Raw genomic sequence first — 18,306 nt, 5'->3', positions numbered from 1 at the left:
CACCGCTCCAGTTTACCCCGTATTGCGCATGCCTGCTGAAATACCCGCCATGGTGACCTTGAGGGCCCGTTCCACAAGCTCCGGCACTTCGCCCTTGCCTTCACTTTCACGGTCACGCCTGAGTAACTCGGCCTGCAGATAATGCAGCGGATCTGTATAGGGGCTACGTACCCGCATGGAGTGAGCGAAAACTGGCTCACCTTCCAGTAGCTCCGTCTGCTGCTTCAGCTCCAGAAGGCGCGCGATACAGCCCTTCAGCCTTGCTCTCAGGTCCTCTCCCAGGGCACGAAGCTTATCGTCATCCAGTAGCGTCTGTTCGTAATAACTGGCAATGCGCAAATCCGATTTGGCCAACACCATTTCCAGCATATCCACATAGGTGCGGAAGAATGGCCAACCCGCCATCATCTCACGCAATACCGGGAGACGATTGTCCCTGGCAGCAGCTTCGAGTGCGACGTCACTGCCCAGCCAGCTGGGCAGCATCAATCGCATCTGGGTCCAGGCGAAAATCCACGGAATAGCCCTGAGACTCTCAACACCGCCAGTTGCTTTGCGCCTTGCGGGGCGACTTCCAAGAGACAGCTTGCCCAGAGCCTGTTCCGGCGTCACCTGGCGGAAATAGGGCACAAAATCGGGGTTTTCACGCACTACCTCCCGGTATGCCTTGAGAGACCGTTCGGTCAACCAGTCCATGGTGTCACGCCAGGTGTCTTCTGGTTCGGGTGGTGGAGCCAGTGTCGCCTCAATCACCGCTGTGGTGTAGAGAGTCAGGCTCTGGATGGCCAGTTGCGGCAAGCCAAATTTGAAGCGGATCATTTCGCCCTGTTCGGTAATGCGGAAACTGCCGTTCACCGACCCAGGTGGCTGGGACAGAATCGCACGGTTAGCAGGACCACCACCGCGGCCCACGGTACCACCGCGACCATGGAACAGCGTCAGGTGCACACCATATTGGCTGGCCACGCGTGTGAGCTTTTCCTGGGCCTGGTATTGCGCCCAGGCCGCCATCAACTGACCGGCATCCTTGGACGAATCCGAATAACCAATCATGACCTCCTGACGGCCCTGACAATATTCCCGGTACCACTCCACTTCGTAGAGCGCAGCCATGCTGTCTGGCGCGCCGCGCAAGTCATCCAGGGTCTCAAACAGTGGCACAACCCGCATCGGATGCTTCATGCCCGATTCCCGCAGCAGCAGTATCACACTGAGCACATCGGACGGCTTGCTGGCCATAGAGATTACATAGGAGCCAAGTGCCTGCGGGGTTTGCTGAGCCACGACCTCACAGGTCGCCAGTACTTCCCGCACCTGCTCGGACGGTTCCCAGTTCCGGGGAACCAGTGGGCGCCTGCCCTGAAGCTCTTTTACCAGGAAGGCCTGGCGTTCTTCTTCGCTCCAGGACAGGTAATCACCGAGGTCAAGGTAATCCACCATTTCAGCAACGGCCTCGGCGTGGCGGGACGCCTCCTGACGGATATCCAGACGGATCAGCGGTAGGCCGAAGGTGTGGGCGCGGCGGATGGTATCCAGCAGCGGCCCATTGGCGATATTATCCAGCCCGCACTCCACCAGTGAGCGGTAGCACAGCTCCAGAGGTGCGGTGAAATCCTCATTCTCGAACAGGATACCGGATGCGTCTGCCGACTGGCCGTTAATGCCGGCTTCGGCCCAGTCCCGGGTCCTGATCAGCTGTTCTCTCAGCTTCCCCAGTACCTGGCGGTAGGGCTCCCGCGCATCACCGACCCGTTCACGGAGTTCACTGCTGGCTTGCCACATGGACAACTCGGCTCTCAGTGCCTGGATATCTCTCAGGTAGAGATCCGCCGCCATCCAGCGCCCCAAAAGGAATACCTTGCGGCTGACCTGATGAGTGACATTAGGGTTACCGTCCCGGTCACCGCCCATCCAGGACGCTATCCGGATCGGCGAAGCCCGCAATGGCAGCCCCTTCCCCGTGGCGTCAGACAGCGATGTGTCCAGGCTCCGCAGGAAGCGGGGGAGCGCTTGCCACAAACTGTTTTCGATAACGGCGAAACCCCACTTGGCTTCATCCACCGCGGTGGGACGCTCATGGCGGATTTCGTCGGTATGCCAGGCTTCGGTAATCAGCTGGGAAAGCCGACCGACGATCTCCTCACGCTCACCAGGCATCAGATCATCGTGATCAAGCCGGGCCAGGCACTCGGACATCTCATCGTACTTCATGATAAGCGTGCGGCGAGCCACCTCTGTCGGGTGCGCCGTCAAAACAAACTCAATACGCAGGTCTGCGACTTTCTTGTGCAGCTCCTCCGGATCCACGCCGCCATCTTTAAGACGACCAAATACCTCACCCAGAGATTCGACCATCAGGTCAGAATGATGACCGCGTTTCCGACGGATTCCATGATATTGCTCAGCCAGGTTGGCAAGGTTGAGGAACTGATTAAAAGCACGGGTCACCGGCAATAGTTCTTCGTCGCCCAGTTTACCCAACAGCCTGATCAGACGCTGTCCGGAACCGCTTTCCTGGCGCCTGTCGGCCTTGGCGGCGGCGCGGATCTCCTCAATCAGTTCGTAGCAGTCCTGCCCCGGCTGACGCCGGATACTCTGGCCAAGCAGTTCGCCCAGCATGCGTACGTTCTCACGGAGATCGGAATGTAGCTCAGTCACATTGACATCCTTTTGAATTGACGGAGGCAAAGTAAACTTACGATACTAAGGAACAGTCGAGAAAGTCTATTGGCGATTAATACCTGAGGCCGCAAGGAGTATTCATGAAAGTGACTGATTTGCCCAAACATTGGGAACAAGACAAAGAGACCGTTGAGCGGACCCACGACTACAACCTGCGACTTCCGCTGGAAGATGCTGCGAGGATTGCCGCACTGGCGGAGCTTTATCCGGACCGGAGCGAAAGCGACATTCTTAACGACATGATTGGCGCAGCCCTCGACGATCTGGTTCGCCAGAGCCCGCTGAAAGATAAACTGGAAGGTAAGCAATAAAAGCGCTGGGGAGAACAGCCCGGCTTGAAAAGTAATAGCGCAGGTTATGCTGGATGGAGTGGCTGGCGCCACTCCATTCGGAGAGTCCTTATATCAGTCTGGCTACTGTCAGCAGCTCAGGCTACAGATTCCAGCTGACGAGCCTTGAGACGCTGGATGTGCTTCTGGCTCAGGCTCACGAACTTTGGTGTCATGCCCTGGTCCTCATAAATCTCGAAGCCATCCTCATCATAGGCAACCACCCTGGTGCCCTCCACATAGGGAAAGCTGGTTTCAATCTCATCCAGTGCAGCAGAGATCAGATCTCGCATCAGATCCTGCGGTGATTTCATCGGATAGAGAGCGGCCAGCTTTTCCAGGCGCTTGTGATGCTGGTCGGACAAAGCCATAAAATAGGCATCGCGGGTAAGACGACCGCGAGCGTGCTTGTCCCAGTACTTGACCAGATCTTTGATTTTCATGGTGCCTTCACTCCTGCATCTTTTTGATGGCGCACGTCGCACAGAATCAGTGCATCCGTTCCCGGAAGTGTAGACGAAGCCGCCCCGTCGGGGCCATAAAATTGGCTACGGATTGTACTTACCGCAGACCGTCTCTCAGTGCCCGGAGCTCCCCTTCTCCACACCTTTGACCGTTTGCCACACGGCATCCAGCGCTTCCAGGGATTCTTCGTCCAAGTTGCGGCCTTCACGCTCCAGTACATTTTCGATCGCCCGGAACCGGGCATTGAATTTGTGATTGGTGCGTTTCAGGGCCTGCTCCGGATTTACCTTCATGAAGCGTGCCAGATTCACGCACACGAACAAAAGGTCACCTAACTCGTCCTCGACAGCGTCCGGATCGCCAGTGCCGGATTCCGCTGCTTGCCAGGCCTCCTTGAGTTCGTCGATTTCCTCATGAAGCTTGTCGAATACCGGGCCAATCGTTGGCCAGTCAAACCCGTGTCTGGCGGCCCGTTTTTGCAACTTTTCCGCCCTCGCCATAGCTGGCAGGGCACGGGCGATGCCATCCAGACGGCTGAGCGGTTCACTGGATGGTGGTATCGAGGCACGTTCCTCGGCCTTGATACGCTCCCAGCTTTCCTTGATCCACGCTTCATCAGGCCGATTGCACGGATCAATCCGGCTTGCCAGCGTTCCTTCAGGAAAGACATGGGGGTGGCGCCGGATCAGTTTGCGCACCAGGTTGTCCACGACCGCATCAAAATCAAAATGGCCGTCTTCCTTGCCAATCTGGGTGTAGAAAATCACCTGGAATAACAGGTCGCCGAGCTCATCCTTTAGGTGGGGATAATCTTCCCGCGCAATGGCATCCGCGACTTCATACGCCTCTTCGAGAGTATGGGGCACGATGGTCTTGTAGGTCTGTTTCGTATCCCAGGGGCACCCGGTTTCCGGATCTCTGAGCCGGGCCATCAGGGTTTTGAGGTCTTCAATTGAATAGCTCATCCACGCTTGCGCCTTACGTCAATAATGTTGGGCAGATTACGGATCTGTGCCAGCAAACGAGCCAACTGTTCCAGGCTGGAGATTTCCAGCGTTACCGTCATGGTGGCGGTATTCTCGTCCTTGTTGGTCAGGGTATTGAGCGCAAGCACGTCGCTTTTTGACGACGACAGGACCTGGGTGATGTCCCGCAGCAAACCGGAACGATCATAAGCCTCAATTTCGACATCCACAGGATAGACCGCGGCGGGCTGGCCACCCCAGCTGACCTCGATAATCCGGTTTGGCTCAAATTCCTGCAAGTTCAGGAACGTCAGGCAATCTTGCCGGTGGACGGTCACGCCACGACCGACAGTAATGTAGCCACCGATAGCATCACCCGGCAACGGCTTACAGCACTTGGCCACCTGGGTTTTAAGCTTGCCAACCCCCACGATCTGGATATCCGATTCAGTGTCATAGGGCTTTCGGCGCTGTGTGCTGAGCTTGAGGTCCAGTTGCTCGGATTTTGGCTCGAGCATCTGTTGGGCGACATGAGCCACATGAGTTGACCGCAGGTCTCCGGCACCGATGGCCGCATACATGTCATCCGCCTCGGGGTAATTCACCTTCCTGGCAAGCTCATTCAGGTCAACGTCATACAGCGAGAGCCGTTTTAACTCGTCTTCCAGAATTGCCCGGCCATCGACAATGTTCCGCCCGCGGTCCTGCTGCTTGAACCAGTGAGTCACCTTGGCCCGCGCCCTGGACGTCTGAACGTAACCGAGACTCGGATTCAACCAGTCACGACTGGGCGCCGGATTGTTGGAAGTGAGAATGAAGATCTGGTCGCCGGTTTTCAGCGGATAGGTCAGCGGCACGATCCGGTTGTTAACCCGCGCTCCGCGGCACGCATGGCCGATCTCGGTATGCACCCGATAGGCAAAATCGACTGGCGTGGCTCCCTGGGATAAATCCACCACATGACCTTCCGGCGTGAAAACATAAACCCGGTCTGACGCCACATCGGTCTTGAGGTGATCGGCCAGGCCAGACAGGTCGCCAAGATCTTCCTGCCACTCCAGTACCTGACGAAGCCAGTTGATTTTGGCGTCATAACCGGATGACTTATTGCTCCTGTCGGTACCCTTGTATAGCCAGTGCGCGCAAACACCAAGCTCCGCCTCATCGTGCATCTTGTGAGTGCGGATCTGAACTTCCATCACCTTACCTTCTGGCCCGATCACGGCCGTGTGCAGCGACTGGTAACCGTTTTCCTTGGGGTTGGCGATGTAATCATCAAACTCGTTGGGGATATGCCGCCAGAGGGTGTGCACAATACCCAGAGCGGCGTAGCAATCCCGCACTTGCGGTACAAGAATCCTGACAGCGCGAACATCATAAACCTGGGAAAAGTCGATGCCCTTGCGGCGCATCTTTCTCCAGATGCTGTAGATATGCTTGGCACGGCCAGACAGCTCACCCTTGATTCCGTACTCTTTCAGCTCAGTCTGAAGTGTTGCAATAACCCGCCTGATGTAGCCATCCCGATCAAGACGCTTTTCATCCAGCAGCTTTGCAATCTTTTTGTAGGCGGTCTCGTGGAGATACCGGAACGACAGATCTTCAAGTTCCCATTTGATATGACCGATACCGAGACGGTGCGCCAGCGGGGCATATATATCGAATACCTCTCGCGCGACCCGCATTCGCTTCTCTTCCGGCACATTCTTGACGGCCCGGATGGCACAGGTCCGCTCCGCCAGCTTGATCAGCGCTACCCGAACATCATCGATCATGGTGACCAGCATTTTTCGGACATTATCCAGCTGGCCCTCACTCTGCCCAAGTACATTGCCTTTGAGCGGATGATGGATGGAAGAGATCGCAGCCATTTGCTGCACACCATTGATTAGCCCGGCAATTTCATCACCGAACTCTTTGCGAATATCCTCAAGCGCTACCCGCTCTTCCCTGACTGCACGATAGAGAATAGCCGCAACCAGGCTGGCCTGATCCAGATGCAGCTCTGCCAGCACCTGGGCCATTTCAATACCGATCCGGAAACTGCTGGACCCCGGAGCCCAAAGCCGGTCTTCACGGAAAGCCTGCAGGTCAATCTCCGCAGCCTTTTCACAGGCCCTGCGGAACTGGTCCTCGTTTTCCAGATAGGTTTGCGAGGCGATGTGACGGAGCCAGCGCTCAATGTCCACCTCGCCGTCACCGGTCATTGCGTAATCTTCGCGAACTTTTACCATATCGGTTTTGTTATTCCTGGTTGCGCCCGCAGCCATCCCTGGCCACGCATAACATCGGTCAACCGGAATCCCGCTCGAACAATGCGATGGATTCCACATGAGTGGTGTGAGGGAACATATCCATCACACCGGCCCGCACAAGCCGGTAGCCATTACGCGCCATAACACCGGCATCCCGGGCCAGTGTCGCCGGGTTACAGGAGACATAAACAATCCTGCTTGCCCCAAAGGCTGTCAGGTACTTGCAGATCTCCTCAGCTCCGGAGCGGGGCGGGTCTATCAGAATCTTGTCAAAGCCCTCTTTGGCCCAGCTCTGACTGGTGAAATCACCATGCAGGTCGGCACCATGGAAATCGACATTATTCAGGCCATTCAGTTCCGCATTTTCGCGACCACGAACCACCATTGCGTCATCCCCTTCCACGCCAACCACCTGACCGCCTTTGCGAGCCAGTGGCAAGGTGAAGTTACCCAGACCACAGAACAGATCAAGAACCCGCTCACCCGGCTCCACATCCAGCCACTCCACAGCCCTGTGTACCATGGTGCGGTTAATGTCTGCATTGACCTGAGTAAAGTCCATGGGATGAAATTTCATGGTCAGGTCGAACTCATCGAGACGGTAGCTCAATCGCTCGTCAGCGCGACCCGCGGACTCCGGCCAGATCCGGTGCACGGTATCCGGCCCCTTGGGCTGAAGGTAAATGTGCAAATCATGGGCCTGGCCAAAGGCAATCAGTTTTTCCCGATCGCCATCGCTGAGGTCATCCATGTTGCGAAACACCATGACGGCGGCGTCATCACCGCAGGCTACTTCAACCTGGGGGATTCGGCTGTAGGCATCAAGCTCATGGAGCATCTCGCGCAAAGGCAGAATCCTCTCGCCAATCCGGGGGTCCAAAACGACGCACTTGTCGATATCCGTGAGGAAACTGTTACGTTTCTCACGGAATCCGACCAGCACAGACTCACGGGCAGGAACATAGCGCACGCCCATACGTGCCTTGCGACGATAGGCCAAACTGCTTTCCGACCGCATCGGAGCCACCCACTCTTCTGGCTCAATGCCTCCAAAATGGGCAAAATTTTCCCGCAGGGTGTCTTCCTTGAACCGAATCTGCGCATCGCCACTCATGTGCTGAAGACTGCAGCCCCCGCAGAGATCGGCAAACTCGCATGGCGGTGTCTGCCGTTCCGGCACGGCCTCAAGCACCTCAAGGGTTCGCAGTTCGTCAAATTTGCTGCGGGTGCCGACCATCTTGGCCATGACGGTTTCACCCGGCAGGGCACCATCCACGAACTGGGTTTTGCCGTCCTGACGGGCAATGCCGCGGCCGTCATGGCTCAACTTTTCAATTTCACAGCGCACGGGCTCTTTGGGTAGAGCCTTCCGGCGTCGTCTACTCATAGTGACTACTCTTGATGAAAAGGTCCGGTTCAGGCGCCCGGGAAGACGCCGGTAGAGAGGTAGCGGTCGCCACGATCACAAATGATGGCAACGATGACGGCGTTTTCAACCTGCTCAGAGAGCTTCAATGCGGCCGCAATAGAGCCTCCGGAGGACACTCCACAGAAGATTCCTTCTTCAGAGGCAAGAGCGCGCATGGTTGTTTCCGCCTCCTCCTGACCAATATCAAGCACCTGATCGACGCGCGCGGCATCATAGATTTTGGGCAGGTACTCCTCAGGCCAGCGACGGATACCGGGAATGGCCGCGCCTTCTTTCGGTTGCAGCCCGATGATCCGGATATCAGGATTCCGCTCTTTCAGGTAACGGGACACCCCCATAATGGTACCCGTGGTTCCCATGGAGCTGACAAAGTGCGTAACCCGCCCTTCAGTCTGCGCCCATATTTCCGGGCCAGTGGTCCGATAGTGGGCCAGGGGGTTGTCCGGGTTACTGAACTGATCCAGCACCTTGCCCTTGCCTTCGGCTTCCATCTGCAAGGCCATATCCCGGGCCGTTTCCATGCCCTCTTCCTTGCTGACCGTTACAATTTCAGCGCCGTAGGCACGCATGGACGCTCGCCGCTCTTCACTCATGTTGGCGGGCATGATCAGCACCATCCGGTAACCTTTTATGGCCGCCGCCATCGCCAGAGCGATACCCGTATTACCACTGGTCGCCTCAATCAGCGTATCGCCTGGTTTAATCTCGCCCCGGCGCTCAGCCTCCTGAATCATGCTGACCGCCGGACGGTCCTTTACCGACCCAGCCGGGTTGTTACCTTCAAGCTTGGCGAGAATAACATTACTCGTTTCACCCGGGAGACGCTGCAGGCGAACCAGAGGGGTATGCCCGACATAATCTTCAATGGTGGGAAAATTCATATGATTACCCTGTGGTACACTTTTGGATCGCATGATACGCGTTATGGCCTCGGTCTCCCAATACAGCTTCTCGCTATATCCATGACCGGCGGCTATAACTGCAGCGAAATTTCCGGAGGTGCTGGGACTGATACCACAGTCATCAGCTTCCAGATCATCTATTCTGGCAGGGAAGTGACCCGCGTTTGTTCAGGCGGGCTCAGGCAATAATCAGGAACAGGGTATGCGGCGCTGGGGTATTCGCAAAAAAGTACTGGTGGTGACTCTCATTCCCACCCTGATGACAACTCTCATGCTGGGGATGTTCTTCACCTACAGCTGGGTGAACAATATTGAGAGCCTGCTCAGCGACCGGGGCGAGTCCCTGTCCCGACAGCTTGCTTCCGGCGCCGAGTATGGCCTGTTCACCGCCAACCGCAGCCTGCTCAGCAACCTTTCCAACGCTTTGCTGGAAGAACAGGATGTTCGTTCCATCACCTTCTATGGCAGTGACAGCAGCCGTCTTCTCCATACGGGCCCCGGCAGTTCCGACACCGTCGATGCTGAAAACCTGAACGCTGAAAAAGCCATCAGGGTCTCCCGCGAAGACAGTACCCGCTTCGTTACCCCGGTTTTCCTGCAGGATCTGATGATCGAGAACATGCTCGATCCCGATGCCCGGCAAACCATGTCGCGGCTGCGCGAACCCCTGGGCTGGGTAGCTGTGGAGATGTCCCATGTGCGGACAGAAAAAGAAACCTATAAGGCACTGCTGATTTCCCTTTTACTGGTGCTGGGGGGCGTGCTCCTGAGCCTTGCCATCGCCCTTCGCCTGAGCCGTGCCTTTACCAACCCGGTCTTTGAGCTTAATGAAGCCGTTGCCAGGCTCAAGGAAGGCAAACTGGACACCCGGGTGTATACGGGTGCGGGCCCGGAATTCGAACAGCTGGAATCCGGCCTGAATGCCATGGCCGGAGAATTGAGCAAGGCCCAGGCAGAAATGCAGCAAAACATTGACCAGGCCACGGAAGACCTGCGGGAAACCCTCGAGACCATCGAGATCCAGAACATTGAGCTGGACTTTGCCCGCAAGGAAGCTCTGGAAGCGAGCCGCATAAAATCCGAGTTCCTGGCCAATATGTCCCACGAAATCCGCACACCACTAAACGGCATTATCGGATTTACCGAATTGCTGCTGAAAAGTCCGCTACCACGCCAGCAGCGAGACCATTTGAGTACCATCCGGAAATCCTCGGAAATCCTTCTGACTATCATTAACGACATACTGGATTTCTCCAAGATCGAGGCAGGCAAGCTCATTCTCGACCGCATACCCTTCCAGCTTCGGGATATCGTGGAAGAGGTCATGGTTATGCTGGCTCCGGCCGCTCATGCCAAGAATCTCGACCTGGTTCCACTGGTCTACAACGACGTGCCGGATAACATCATGGGGGATCCGCTCCGGGTCAAACAGGTGATCACGAACCTGGTGAACAATGCCATCAAGTTTACCCAGACCGGTGAGGTTGTTTTGCGCGCCAGCCTGGAAGAAGAGGAAAAAGACAGCAACCACGTCACCCTTCGCCTTAGCATCACCGACTCCGGGGTTGGCCTTTCCCGAGCCCAGCAACAGTCACTATTCAATGCCTTCAGCCAGGCCGACGCCTCCACCGCAAGGCAATACGGTGGAACCGGCCTGGGCCTTGCCATCTCCAAGCGACTGGTAGAAGAGATGGGCGGCAAAATAGGGCTGGAAAGCGAGCTCGGCAAGGGCTCTACCTTCTGGTTCACCCTCACCTCAGAGCTCTCAACCAGCAGTGACGTCATTGCACCCCGGGATGACCTTCGCGGGGAACGGGTCATCTATCTGGAACAACAGAAAACGACCGGTCTGGCCGTTGAGCATCTCCTGAAGGATTGGGGTATGACAGTCGATCGGGTCGCATCACCCGGGGCCATGCAGGAACAAATTGAGGAAGCCCAGAAAAGTCAGACGGGGTATGCCGTGGCAATCCTCGGGATTACCGGGAACCTGCTTAACTCCAGTCAATACTGCGAGCTGGTTCGCACCCTGGAAATCGATCGGGATTGCCGCACGCTGCTGCTGACCCCAACACCTGAAACCCATGACACCCCACTCTCAGGCCTCGCCAGTAGCCACCTGACCAAGCCTGTTTGTCGGAATGCGCTCTACGACGAACTCCTTTTGCTGGTTCATGGCATCAATACCGGCAGCCGCATGGCGCTGGACTACGATGCCTCTGCCACGCATTTACCGTCAGTCAACATTCCCAGGGTACTGGCCGTTGATGATAACGACGCCAACCTGAAGCTGGTGAAAACTCTGCTCAATGACTGCCAGATAGAAGCCGAAGGTGCTTCAAGCGGTTTTGAAGCCCTGAGTAAAGCCCGGCAAAAACCCTTTGATCTGGTATTCATGGACTTGCAGATGCCGGGCATGGATGGCGTGGAAACAACCGCCCGGCTGCGGGATATGGATTCCAGTGCTCACCGAACCCCGATCATTGCACTCACCGCTCATGCCCTGGCCGATGAGCAGGATCGCCTGGCTCAACAGGGCTTTGACGGCTACATGTCGAAGCCCATCAGCAGTTCACAGTTAACGGAAATCGTTCGCGAATACACCGGATACGTTTGTAACAAAACAGATCAAAACAGCCAGATCCGTGTTCCGGAAGTGCGTGACACCCGGCGAGCCCTGCGTCCCTCAACGCGGAAGATGCAACAGGACTGCGTAAGCGTGGAGGAAAGTATCCAGCTTGCTGCGGGTAAGGCTGATCTTGCCGAGGAATTATTCAGCATGCTCCTTGAGCAGCTGCATATCGATATGACCCGGGTGGAAACATTCTGGCGTGACGATGACCTGGACGGCCTGCTGGAATGCGTGCATAAACTGCACGGCGCGACCCGTTATTGCGGTGTTCCGGAACTCCGCGCCGCCGCGAACCATCTGGAAACAGCACTGAAGTGCTCGGCACCAGACATTGCACAACAGAAAGATCAGCTGGTATCTGCTATGGAACGCCTGCAGATCTGGAGCGAACAGACCGACTGGCAACGACTGTTCCGCGAACAGCGCCAGTCGGAAAAAGCAACCTGACCCGCGCCTGGCCAATCAGGATCGGACACAGGCCTGTTCGAGAATAGCCTTCATATCACGCACTGCCTCTTTCAGGCCCGTGAAAACGGCGCGGGCAATGATTGCATGGCCGATGTTCAGCTCATTAATGCCCGGAATCGCCGCCACTCGTTCAGTGTTGTGGTAATGCAGACCGTGCCCTGCATTGACGATCAAACCTTTTTTCCGGGCATAGGCGACTGCATCTGAAATCGTCTTGAACGCGGTTTCAGTCTCTTCATCAGTCCTCGCCTCTGCATATTCTCCCGTGTGCAGTTCCACCACCGGTGCTCCGCAGCGGACCGCAGCGTCAATCTGTACCGGATCCGGATCAATAAACAGAGAAACTTCCGCCCCGATTCTGGCCAAACGTTCGCACGCCCTGGCTACTCGCGCTTCCTGCCCGTCTACATCAAGACCGCCTTCGGTAGTAAGCTCCTCACGTTTTTCCGGCACCAGGCAAACGCATTCCGGCCGCACCTGCTCGGCAAACGCCAGCATGGCGTCAGTAACGGCCATTTCCAGATTCATCTTGGTCTGCAGCACTTCACGCAGCAAAAGAACATCCCGGTCCTGAATATGGCGCCGGTCCTCACGGGGGTGGATGGTGATGCCATCGGCCCCGGCCTCCTCTGCCAACAACGCAGCCTGAACAGGGTCCGGGTAACGGGTGCCCCGAGCCTGTCGCAACGTGGCCACATGGTCGATATTGACGCCGAGCAATACTCTAGGATTCATGACGTTCTCCCCGAAGGTGACTGAATAAACTGCGACTATGCAGGGGCCGCCCCTGCAAAAGGTAATCGGTAAGCACCCGCATGACGCGTTTGGCGGTTCTTCGGCACGCTTCGGTAGCGAGGTCCCCCTCCGCCAAGGCCAGTAACACGTCGCCCTGCAGATTTTTTAACCGGACGCCTTGCGAGGGGGCCGCAACGATGCCTTGCTCCGGATCATAACAATACTGCGCCCCGGCCTCGACGGATTGCCCGGTATCGGTGGCAACATCCCAGGCAAAGTCATAACCGAGCGCCGACGCAAAAGCACGCTCAAACCGCCTGAGCACAGGTTCAATGTCGCTGGTCTCCGCGAGCTCGGCGATGGCATCGATGTAGGCAGCAAAAAGGGTCGGGTGCGGATCGGCGGCCGGAAGAATGCGTTGTATCAGCTCATTCAGGTAAAGACCACTGTAAAGCGAGGCCGTGCGATGAAGCGACGGACCTGTGCGGATATCGACATGGGTCAGGGTTTTCAGGTCACCACGGCCGCTCCAGTCCAGCATCAGAGGCTGAAACGGCTGTAACTGGGCCTTGAGCGGACTCCGGGCACTATTGGCACCGCGGGCAATCACCGTCATACGCCCGTGATTGAGCGTGAACACGTCCACCATCAGGCTGGTTTCGCGCCATGGCCGACGGTGAATCACGTAAGCGGGCTCCTGATGTTCCGGCCCCCTCATAAACGCCTCAGAAGTCGTTCATACCGAGGCTTTTAAGGGCTCGGTCGCTATCCGCCCAGCCACGCTTGACCTTAACCCAGAGCCGCAACATGACCTTGCTGTCGAACAGGCGCTCCATATCGGCACGGGCCTCCTGGCCGATACGACGCATCCGCTCACCCTTGTCGCCAATCATGATCTTTTTCTGTCCTTCACGCTCGACAAGGATCAGGGCAGAAATATGAAGGGTTTTGCCGTCGCGCTTGAACTCCTCGATTTCAACCGCAACGGAGTATGGCAGCTCGGCGCCCAGTTGCCGGGTGATTTTCTCGCGGACGATTTCAGAGGCCATAAACCGCTCGGAACGGTCGGTAATCTGGTCATCCGGATAGAAATGTATGCTTTCGGGAAGATACCGGCCTACCGCCTCTTCCAGCGGTTCAAGGTTGGTTTCCCTGAGAGCGGACAAGGGAATGATTTCCGCAAATTCCCGCTTTTTGGACAACATATCCAGATGCGGCAGCAGAGCGTCACGCTTCTCGATTTTATCCACTTTGTTCACAGCGAGGATAACAGGACACTTCAGTTTGCTGAGCTTTTCCAGAACCATTTCATCGGCCGTGGTCCAGGCCAGCTGGTCTATGACAAAGACCACAACATCGACATCAATCAGAGCCGACGTGGCAGCCTTGTTCATGTAACGGTTCAGTGCCCGGGGCTCTTCTTCATGCATCCCCGGGGTATCCACATAAATAGCCTGTACCGGACCAATGGACTTGATACCCAAAACCTGGTGACGGGTAGTCTGGGGCTTGCGGGAAGTGATACTCAGCTTCTGCCCGAGAATATGATTGAGCAACGTGGATTTACCCACATTGGGTCGGCCGACAATTGCTACAAAGCCGCAGCGACTGTCCGGGTTTTCCGGACGGGTAATATCGTTCATTACTGGTTCTCCACGCCAAGCTCTTTGAGGGCGTTACGGGCTGCCTGCTGCTCGGCTACACGGCGACTGCTGCCAGTACCGCTCGTCTTTCGATCCAGCGAAGGCAGCGCACAGGATACATGGAAGGTCTGGTTGTGCGCTTCGCCGTCTACGGAAATAACGTCGTAACGCGGGAGCGGGAACTGCCTGGACTGGAGATACTCCTGCAGCCGGGTCTTGGGATCTTTCTGCGTATCCTGCAGGTCCAGTTTTTCCAGCCGCTGTTCAAACCACTGCAGAACCTTTTCACGGCAGGTATGGAAATCGCTATCCAGGTAGATCGCTCCGATAATGGATTCCACAGCATCGGCAAGGATCGATTCGCGCCGGAAACCACCACTTTTCAGCTCACCCGAACCAAGACGCAGATAATTACCCAGCTGAAACTCACGGCCGATCTCAGCCAGGGTCACGCCTTTGACCATGCGGGCACGAAGTCGGCTGAGCTGGCCTTCACGGGCTTTCTCGAAGTGCAGAAAGAGATATTCCGCAATCACCATATTAACAATGGAATCGCCAAGAAACTCCAGGCGCTCGTTGTTCTGGTTGCCATAACTGCGGTGGGTAAGTGCCAACAGCAACCGCTCGGGCGATTTGAACTGATAGCCTATGCGGCGCTGTAACTGATCCAGATCTGGTTGCGAACTCACTTGCCCTTCATCTCGTATTCATGCTGGAAGTGGACAATGGTGTCCACGTTGCTGAAAAGGTTATTGCGAACCTCGTAATCCACATTGATCACGACCAACTCGCCGTCTTTCTCCACAGAAATATTCTTGGCCGAAAAACCGCGCACATTATTCACACTCAGACGCTTGTTAATGAGGGTGCGGACCTGGGCAGGGCCCATGGTGGAAAGCCCCTCGGTGCCTTCAAGGCCCTCGAGTGCCTCCTGAATTGTGATGTCATCCACATAGGCCGGGCCGAGCTTGAGTGCCAGGGTCAGAAGGCTACCAAAAAACAGCACCATGACCATCATTGTCAGCCCTGAGGCACCACCCTGCAGGCCCATGTGAGATAGGTTATTTTTCTTCATTTTTACTACGCTCCAGAATAGTCAGGATTACTCGATACCGCCGACACGATCAAAGGATGGCAGACTGGTCAGTGATTTCCAGTGCATCCAGATGGCGAAAGCCTTGCCCACCACCAAATCGTCAGGAACCATCCCCCAGTACCGGCTGTCATTGCTGTTATCTCGGTTGTCACCCATCATGAAGTAGTGGCCTTCAGGCACTACCCACTCACCCTCACCAGCGGTGCCGGGACGCCCCAGGGTCAGGAAAATGTCATGCTCAACCTCACCGAGGTCCTCCCGGCGTAACTCGACCGGGGGCAGACGCGCCACAAACCGGCTGTCTATTTCTTCACCATTAATGAACAGCTGCTTGTTCTGGTAACGAATCCTGTCGCCAGCCAAGCCGATCACACGCTTGATATAGTTGGTTTCGCCATCTTTCGGGTAGCGGAACACCATAACATCACCGCGTTGAGGGTCACCCACTTCCAGAATCTTGGTGCCGGCAACCGGCAGACGCAGACCATAAGCGTATTTGTTAACCAGAATGAAGTCTCCGACTTCAAGTGTCGGCAACATTGAACCAGAGGGGATCTGAAACGGTTCAACCAGGAAGGATCGCAAGACGAGCACAATCGCCAGCACCGGGAAAAACGACCGGCTCAAATCGACGAGATAAGGTTCTTTAGGCTCTTCAACTTCGCCTGTAACAGCGTTGCCCGTCTGGGGGGAAGACGAACTCCCGCTGGCCCGGGCAGCAGCAAGACGACGCTCACGCAAGAAAAGTTTGTCCGCCAGCCAGATCAGACCTGTCGCGAAGGTCAGAACAACCAGTACCAGGGGAAAATCAATATCCATCCGGGTGCCTTCTATTTATCCACTTGCAACACGGCAAGAAACGCTTCCTGAGGCACCTCGACATTACCCAGCTGCTTCATACGCTTCTTACCCTCTTTCTGCTTCTGGAGCAGCTTTTTCTTTCGGCTAACGTCACCACCATAACACTTGGCTGTTACGTTCTTGCGCAGGGCCTTGACCGTGACCCGAGCTACCACCTGGGTACCGATAGCCGCCTGGATGGCAATATCAAACATCTGCCTCGGAATCAGCTCCTTCATCTTGTCGATTAACTGGCGTCCCTTGTAGTGCGCCTGCTCCTTGTGCACGATCAAAGCCAGTGCATCAACTCGTTCGGCATTGATCAGGACGTCCAGGCGCACAAGATTGGCGGGCTGGAACCGGACAAAGTGGTAGTCAAGCGAGGCAAAACCACGGCTCGCAGACTTGATGCGATCAAAGAAATCCAAGACCACCTCGGCCATGGGTATTTCATAGGTAAGCTGAACCTGAGTCGACATGAAGTGCATATTCTTCTGAACTCCACGCTTCTCCTCACACAGGGTAATGACGTTACCCAGATGCTCCTGGGGCACCAGAATGTTTGCCTCCACGATAGGCTCACGCATTTCCTCAATAGACCCAATATCCGGAAGCCGTGACGGGTTGTCTACCGACAGGGTCTCACCCTGTTTGGTAACTACCTCATAGATCACGGTGGGCGCCGTTGTGATCAGGTCAATGCCGTATTCCCGTTCGAGCCGCTCCTGAATAATCTCCATGTGCAGCATGCCAAGGAAACCACAACGGAAACCAAAGCCAAGTGCGTCAGAATTCTCCGGCTCAAAAAACAGGGACGCATCGTTCAGAGTCAGCTTTTCCAGAGCATCCCGGAAATCGTCATAGTCATCGGAACTGACCGGAAACAGACCCGCGTAGACCTGCGGCTTAACCTTCTTGAAGCCCGGTAGCATCGGTGTTTCTTCGGCGAACTTCTGATGCACAATGGTATCACCCACCGGTGCACCGTGAATGTCCTTGATACCGGCAACAACGAAACCCACATCACCCGCTTCAAGAATATCCGTATCCTTCGGCTTGGGATTAAAAATGCCGACCTTGTCCGCATTCCAGGCTTTCTTCGTCGACTTGATGACAATTCTGTCACCCTTCTTCAACGTGCCTTCGGTCACGCGAACCAGCGACACAACGCCGAGGTAGTTATCAAACCAGGAATCGATAATCAGCGCTTGCAGCGGAGCATCGCGATCCCCCTTCGGCGGCGGAACTTTCTGAATCAGATCTTCCAGCACGTCCTCGACACCGATGCCGCTTTTGGCGCTGCAGCGGACAGCATCAGAAGCCTCGATACCGATAATATCCTCGATCTCGGCGGCAACGCGCTCTGGTTCCGCTTGTGGCAAGTCCATCTTGTTGAGAACCGGAACAACTTCCAGTCCCTGCTCGATCGCTGTGTAGCAGTTGGCCACGGACTGGGCTTCCACACCCTGCCCCGCATCCACAACGAGTAACGCCCCTTCACAGGCGTACAGGGAACGCGACACCTCGTAGGAGAAATCCACGTGGCCCGGAGTGTCGATGAAGTTCAGTTTGTACTCATGACCATCGCGGGCCGTGTAATTGAGCGTGACACTCTGGGCCTTGATAGTGATACCCCGCTCTCGCTCCAGGTCCATGGAGTCCAGGACCTGCTCGGCCATTTCACGCTCCGTCAGACCGCCACAGATCTGGATAAAACGATCTGCCAGCGTGGATTTGCCATGGTCGATGTGGGCGATAATGGAGAAGTTACGGATTCGGCTCAGTTCAGTCACAGACAATGAATACTCATATAAGACGAAGGATTGAGCCCGGAAAGGCCGCTACCGGGATCCGGGAACGGCGTG

The 18,306-nt window shown here is 56.0% G+C and carries 15 protein-coding genes; 2 read left to right on the top strand and 13 right to left on the bottom strand.

What is annotated here, in order from left to right; translation table 11 throughout:
• Window positions 1-12: 12 nt before the first annotated feature.
• Window positions 13-2,658, bottom strand: a complete 2,646-nt coding sequence (gene ppc / locus KFJ24_RS01800; RefSeq protein WP_250829382.1) for a phosphoenolpyruvate carboxylase — start codon at window positions 2,656-2,658, stop codon at window positions 13-15.
• Between the two features lie 104 nt (window positions 2,659-2,762).
• Here ppc and KFJ24_RS01795 point away from each other — a divergent pair, with 104 nt between their 5' ends.
• The gene (locus KFJ24_RS01795) at window positions 2,763-2,993 is read left to right on the top strand and encodes a hypothetical protein (protein WP_250829381.1); all 231 of its coding nucleotides are present in this window, start codon (window positions 2,763-2,765) and stop codon (window positions 2,991-2,993) included.
• A gap of 116 nt (window positions 2,994-3,109) precedes the next feature.
• On the opposite strand, the gene KFJ24_RS01790 is transcribed toward KFJ24_RS01795, so the two are convergent.
• The 5 genes from KFJ24_RS01790 to cysM all read right to left on the bottom strand — a co-directional run bounded on the left by KFJ24_RS01790 (window position 3,110) and on the right by cysM (window position 9,006).
• Complete coding sequence (locus KFJ24_RS01790; protein WP_250829380.1) at window positions 3,110-3,454, bottom strand: pilin assembly protein; 345 nt, start codon at window positions 3,452-3,454, stop codon at window positions 3,110-3,112.
• Window positions 3,455-3,589: 135 nt separating this feature from the next.
• Window positions 3,590-4,441, bottom strand: coding sequence for a nucleoside triphosphate pyrophosphohydrolase (gene mazG, locus KFJ24_RS01785; RefSeq protein WP_250829379.1), 852 nt, complete (start codon window positions 4,439-4,441; stop codon window positions 3,590-3,592).
• Entirely contained in the window at window positions 4,438-6,675 is a 2,238-nt protein-coding gene (gene relA, locus KFJ24_RS01780) for a GTP diphosphokinase (protein ID WP_250829378.1), read from the bottom strand. Before relA ends, mazG begins: the two co-directional genes overlap by 4 nt.
• Window positions 6,676-6,733: 58 nt before the next feature.
• Complete coding sequence (gene rlmD, locus KFJ24_RS01775) at window positions 6,734-8,083, bottom strand: 23S rRNA (uracil(1939)-C(5))-methyltransferase RlmD (protein ID WP_250829377.1); 1,350 nt, start codon at window positions 8,081-8,083, stop codon at window positions 6,734-6,736.
• 29 nt (window positions 8,084-8,112) lie between these two features.
• Window positions 8,113-9,006, bottom strand: a complete 894-nt coding sequence (gene cysM / locus KFJ24_RS01770) for a cysteine synthase CysM (RefSeq protein ID WP_250829376.1) — start codon at window positions 9,004-9,006, stop codon at window positions 8,113-8,115.
• A gap of 223 nt (window positions 9,007-9,229) precedes the next feature.
• Here cysM and KFJ24_RS01765 point away from each other — a divergent pair, with 223 nt between their 5' ends.
• Entirely contained in the window at window positions 9,230-12,106 is a 2,877-nt protein-coding gene (locus KFJ24_RS01765; protein ID WP_250829375.1) for an ATP-binding protein, read from the top strand.
• A 15-nt stretch (window positions 12,107-12,121) separates the two neighbouring features.
• On the opposite strand, the gene pdxJ is transcribed toward KFJ24_RS01765, so the two are convergent.
• Genes pdxJ through lepA form a run of 7 tightly spaced genes read right to left on the bottom strand, consistent with a single transcriptional unit; the run spans window position 12,122 to window position 18,234 of the window.
• Complete coding sequence (gene pdxJ, locus KFJ24_RS01760) at window positions 12,122-12,862, bottom strand: pyridoxine 5'-phosphate synthase (protein ID WP_250829374.1); 741 nt, start codon at window positions 12,860-12,862, stop codon at window positions 12,122-12,124.
• Window positions 12,852-13,580 (bottom strand): DNA repair protein RecO, encoded by a 729-nt coding sequence (gene recO / locus KFJ24_RS01755; RefSeq protein WP_250829373.1) that lies wholly within the window; start codon window positions 13,578-13,580, stop codon window positions 12,852-12,854. The genes pdxJ and recO overlap by 11 nt, the downstream gene beginning before the upstream one ends.
• A 7-nt stretch (window positions 13,581-13,587) precedes the next feature.
• Window positions 13,588-14,505 (bottom strand): GTPase Era, encoded by a 918-nt coding sequence (era, locus tag KFJ24_RS01750; protein WP_250829372.1) that lies wholly within the window; start codon window positions 14,503-14,505, stop codon window positions 13,588-13,590.
• Window positions 14,505-15,194, bottom strand: coding sequence for a ribonuclease III (rnc, locus tag KFJ24_RS01745; protein WP_250829371.1), 690 nt, complete (start codon window positions 15,192-15,194; stop codon window positions 14,505-14,507). Before rnc ends, era begins: the two co-directional genes overlap by 1 nt.
• Window positions 15,191-15,580: a DUF4845 domain-containing protein gene (locus KFJ24_RS01740; protein WP_250829370.1), complete on the bottom strand. Its 390-nt coding sequence runs from the start codon at window positions 15,578-15,580 to the stop codon at window positions 15,191-15,193. The genes rnc and KFJ24_RS01740 overlap by 4 nt, the downstream gene beginning before the upstream one ends.
• A gap of 27 nt (window positions 15,581-15,607) precedes the next feature.
• Window positions 15,608-16,420 (bottom strand): signal peptidase I, encoded by an 813-nt coding sequence (gene lepB, locus KFJ24_RS01735; protein ID WP_250829369.1) that lies wholly within the window; start codon window positions 16,418-16,420, stop codon window positions 15,608-15,610.
• An 11-nt stretch (window positions 16,421-16,431) separates the two neighbouring features.
• Entirely contained in the window at window positions 16,432-18,234 is a 1,803-nt protein-coding gene (lepA, locus tag KFJ24_RS01730; protein ID WP_250829368.1) for a translation elongation factor 4, read from the bottom strand.
• Window positions 18,235-18,306: the final 72 nt, after the last annotated feature.

The organism is Marinobacter sediminum, from assembly GCF_023657445.1.
GTDB lineage: Bacteria > Pseudomonadota > Gammaproteobacteria > Pseudomonadales > Oleiphilaceae > Marinobacter > Marinobacter sediminum_A.
This window is presented reverse-complemented; position numbering and strand designations above follow the sequence as displayed.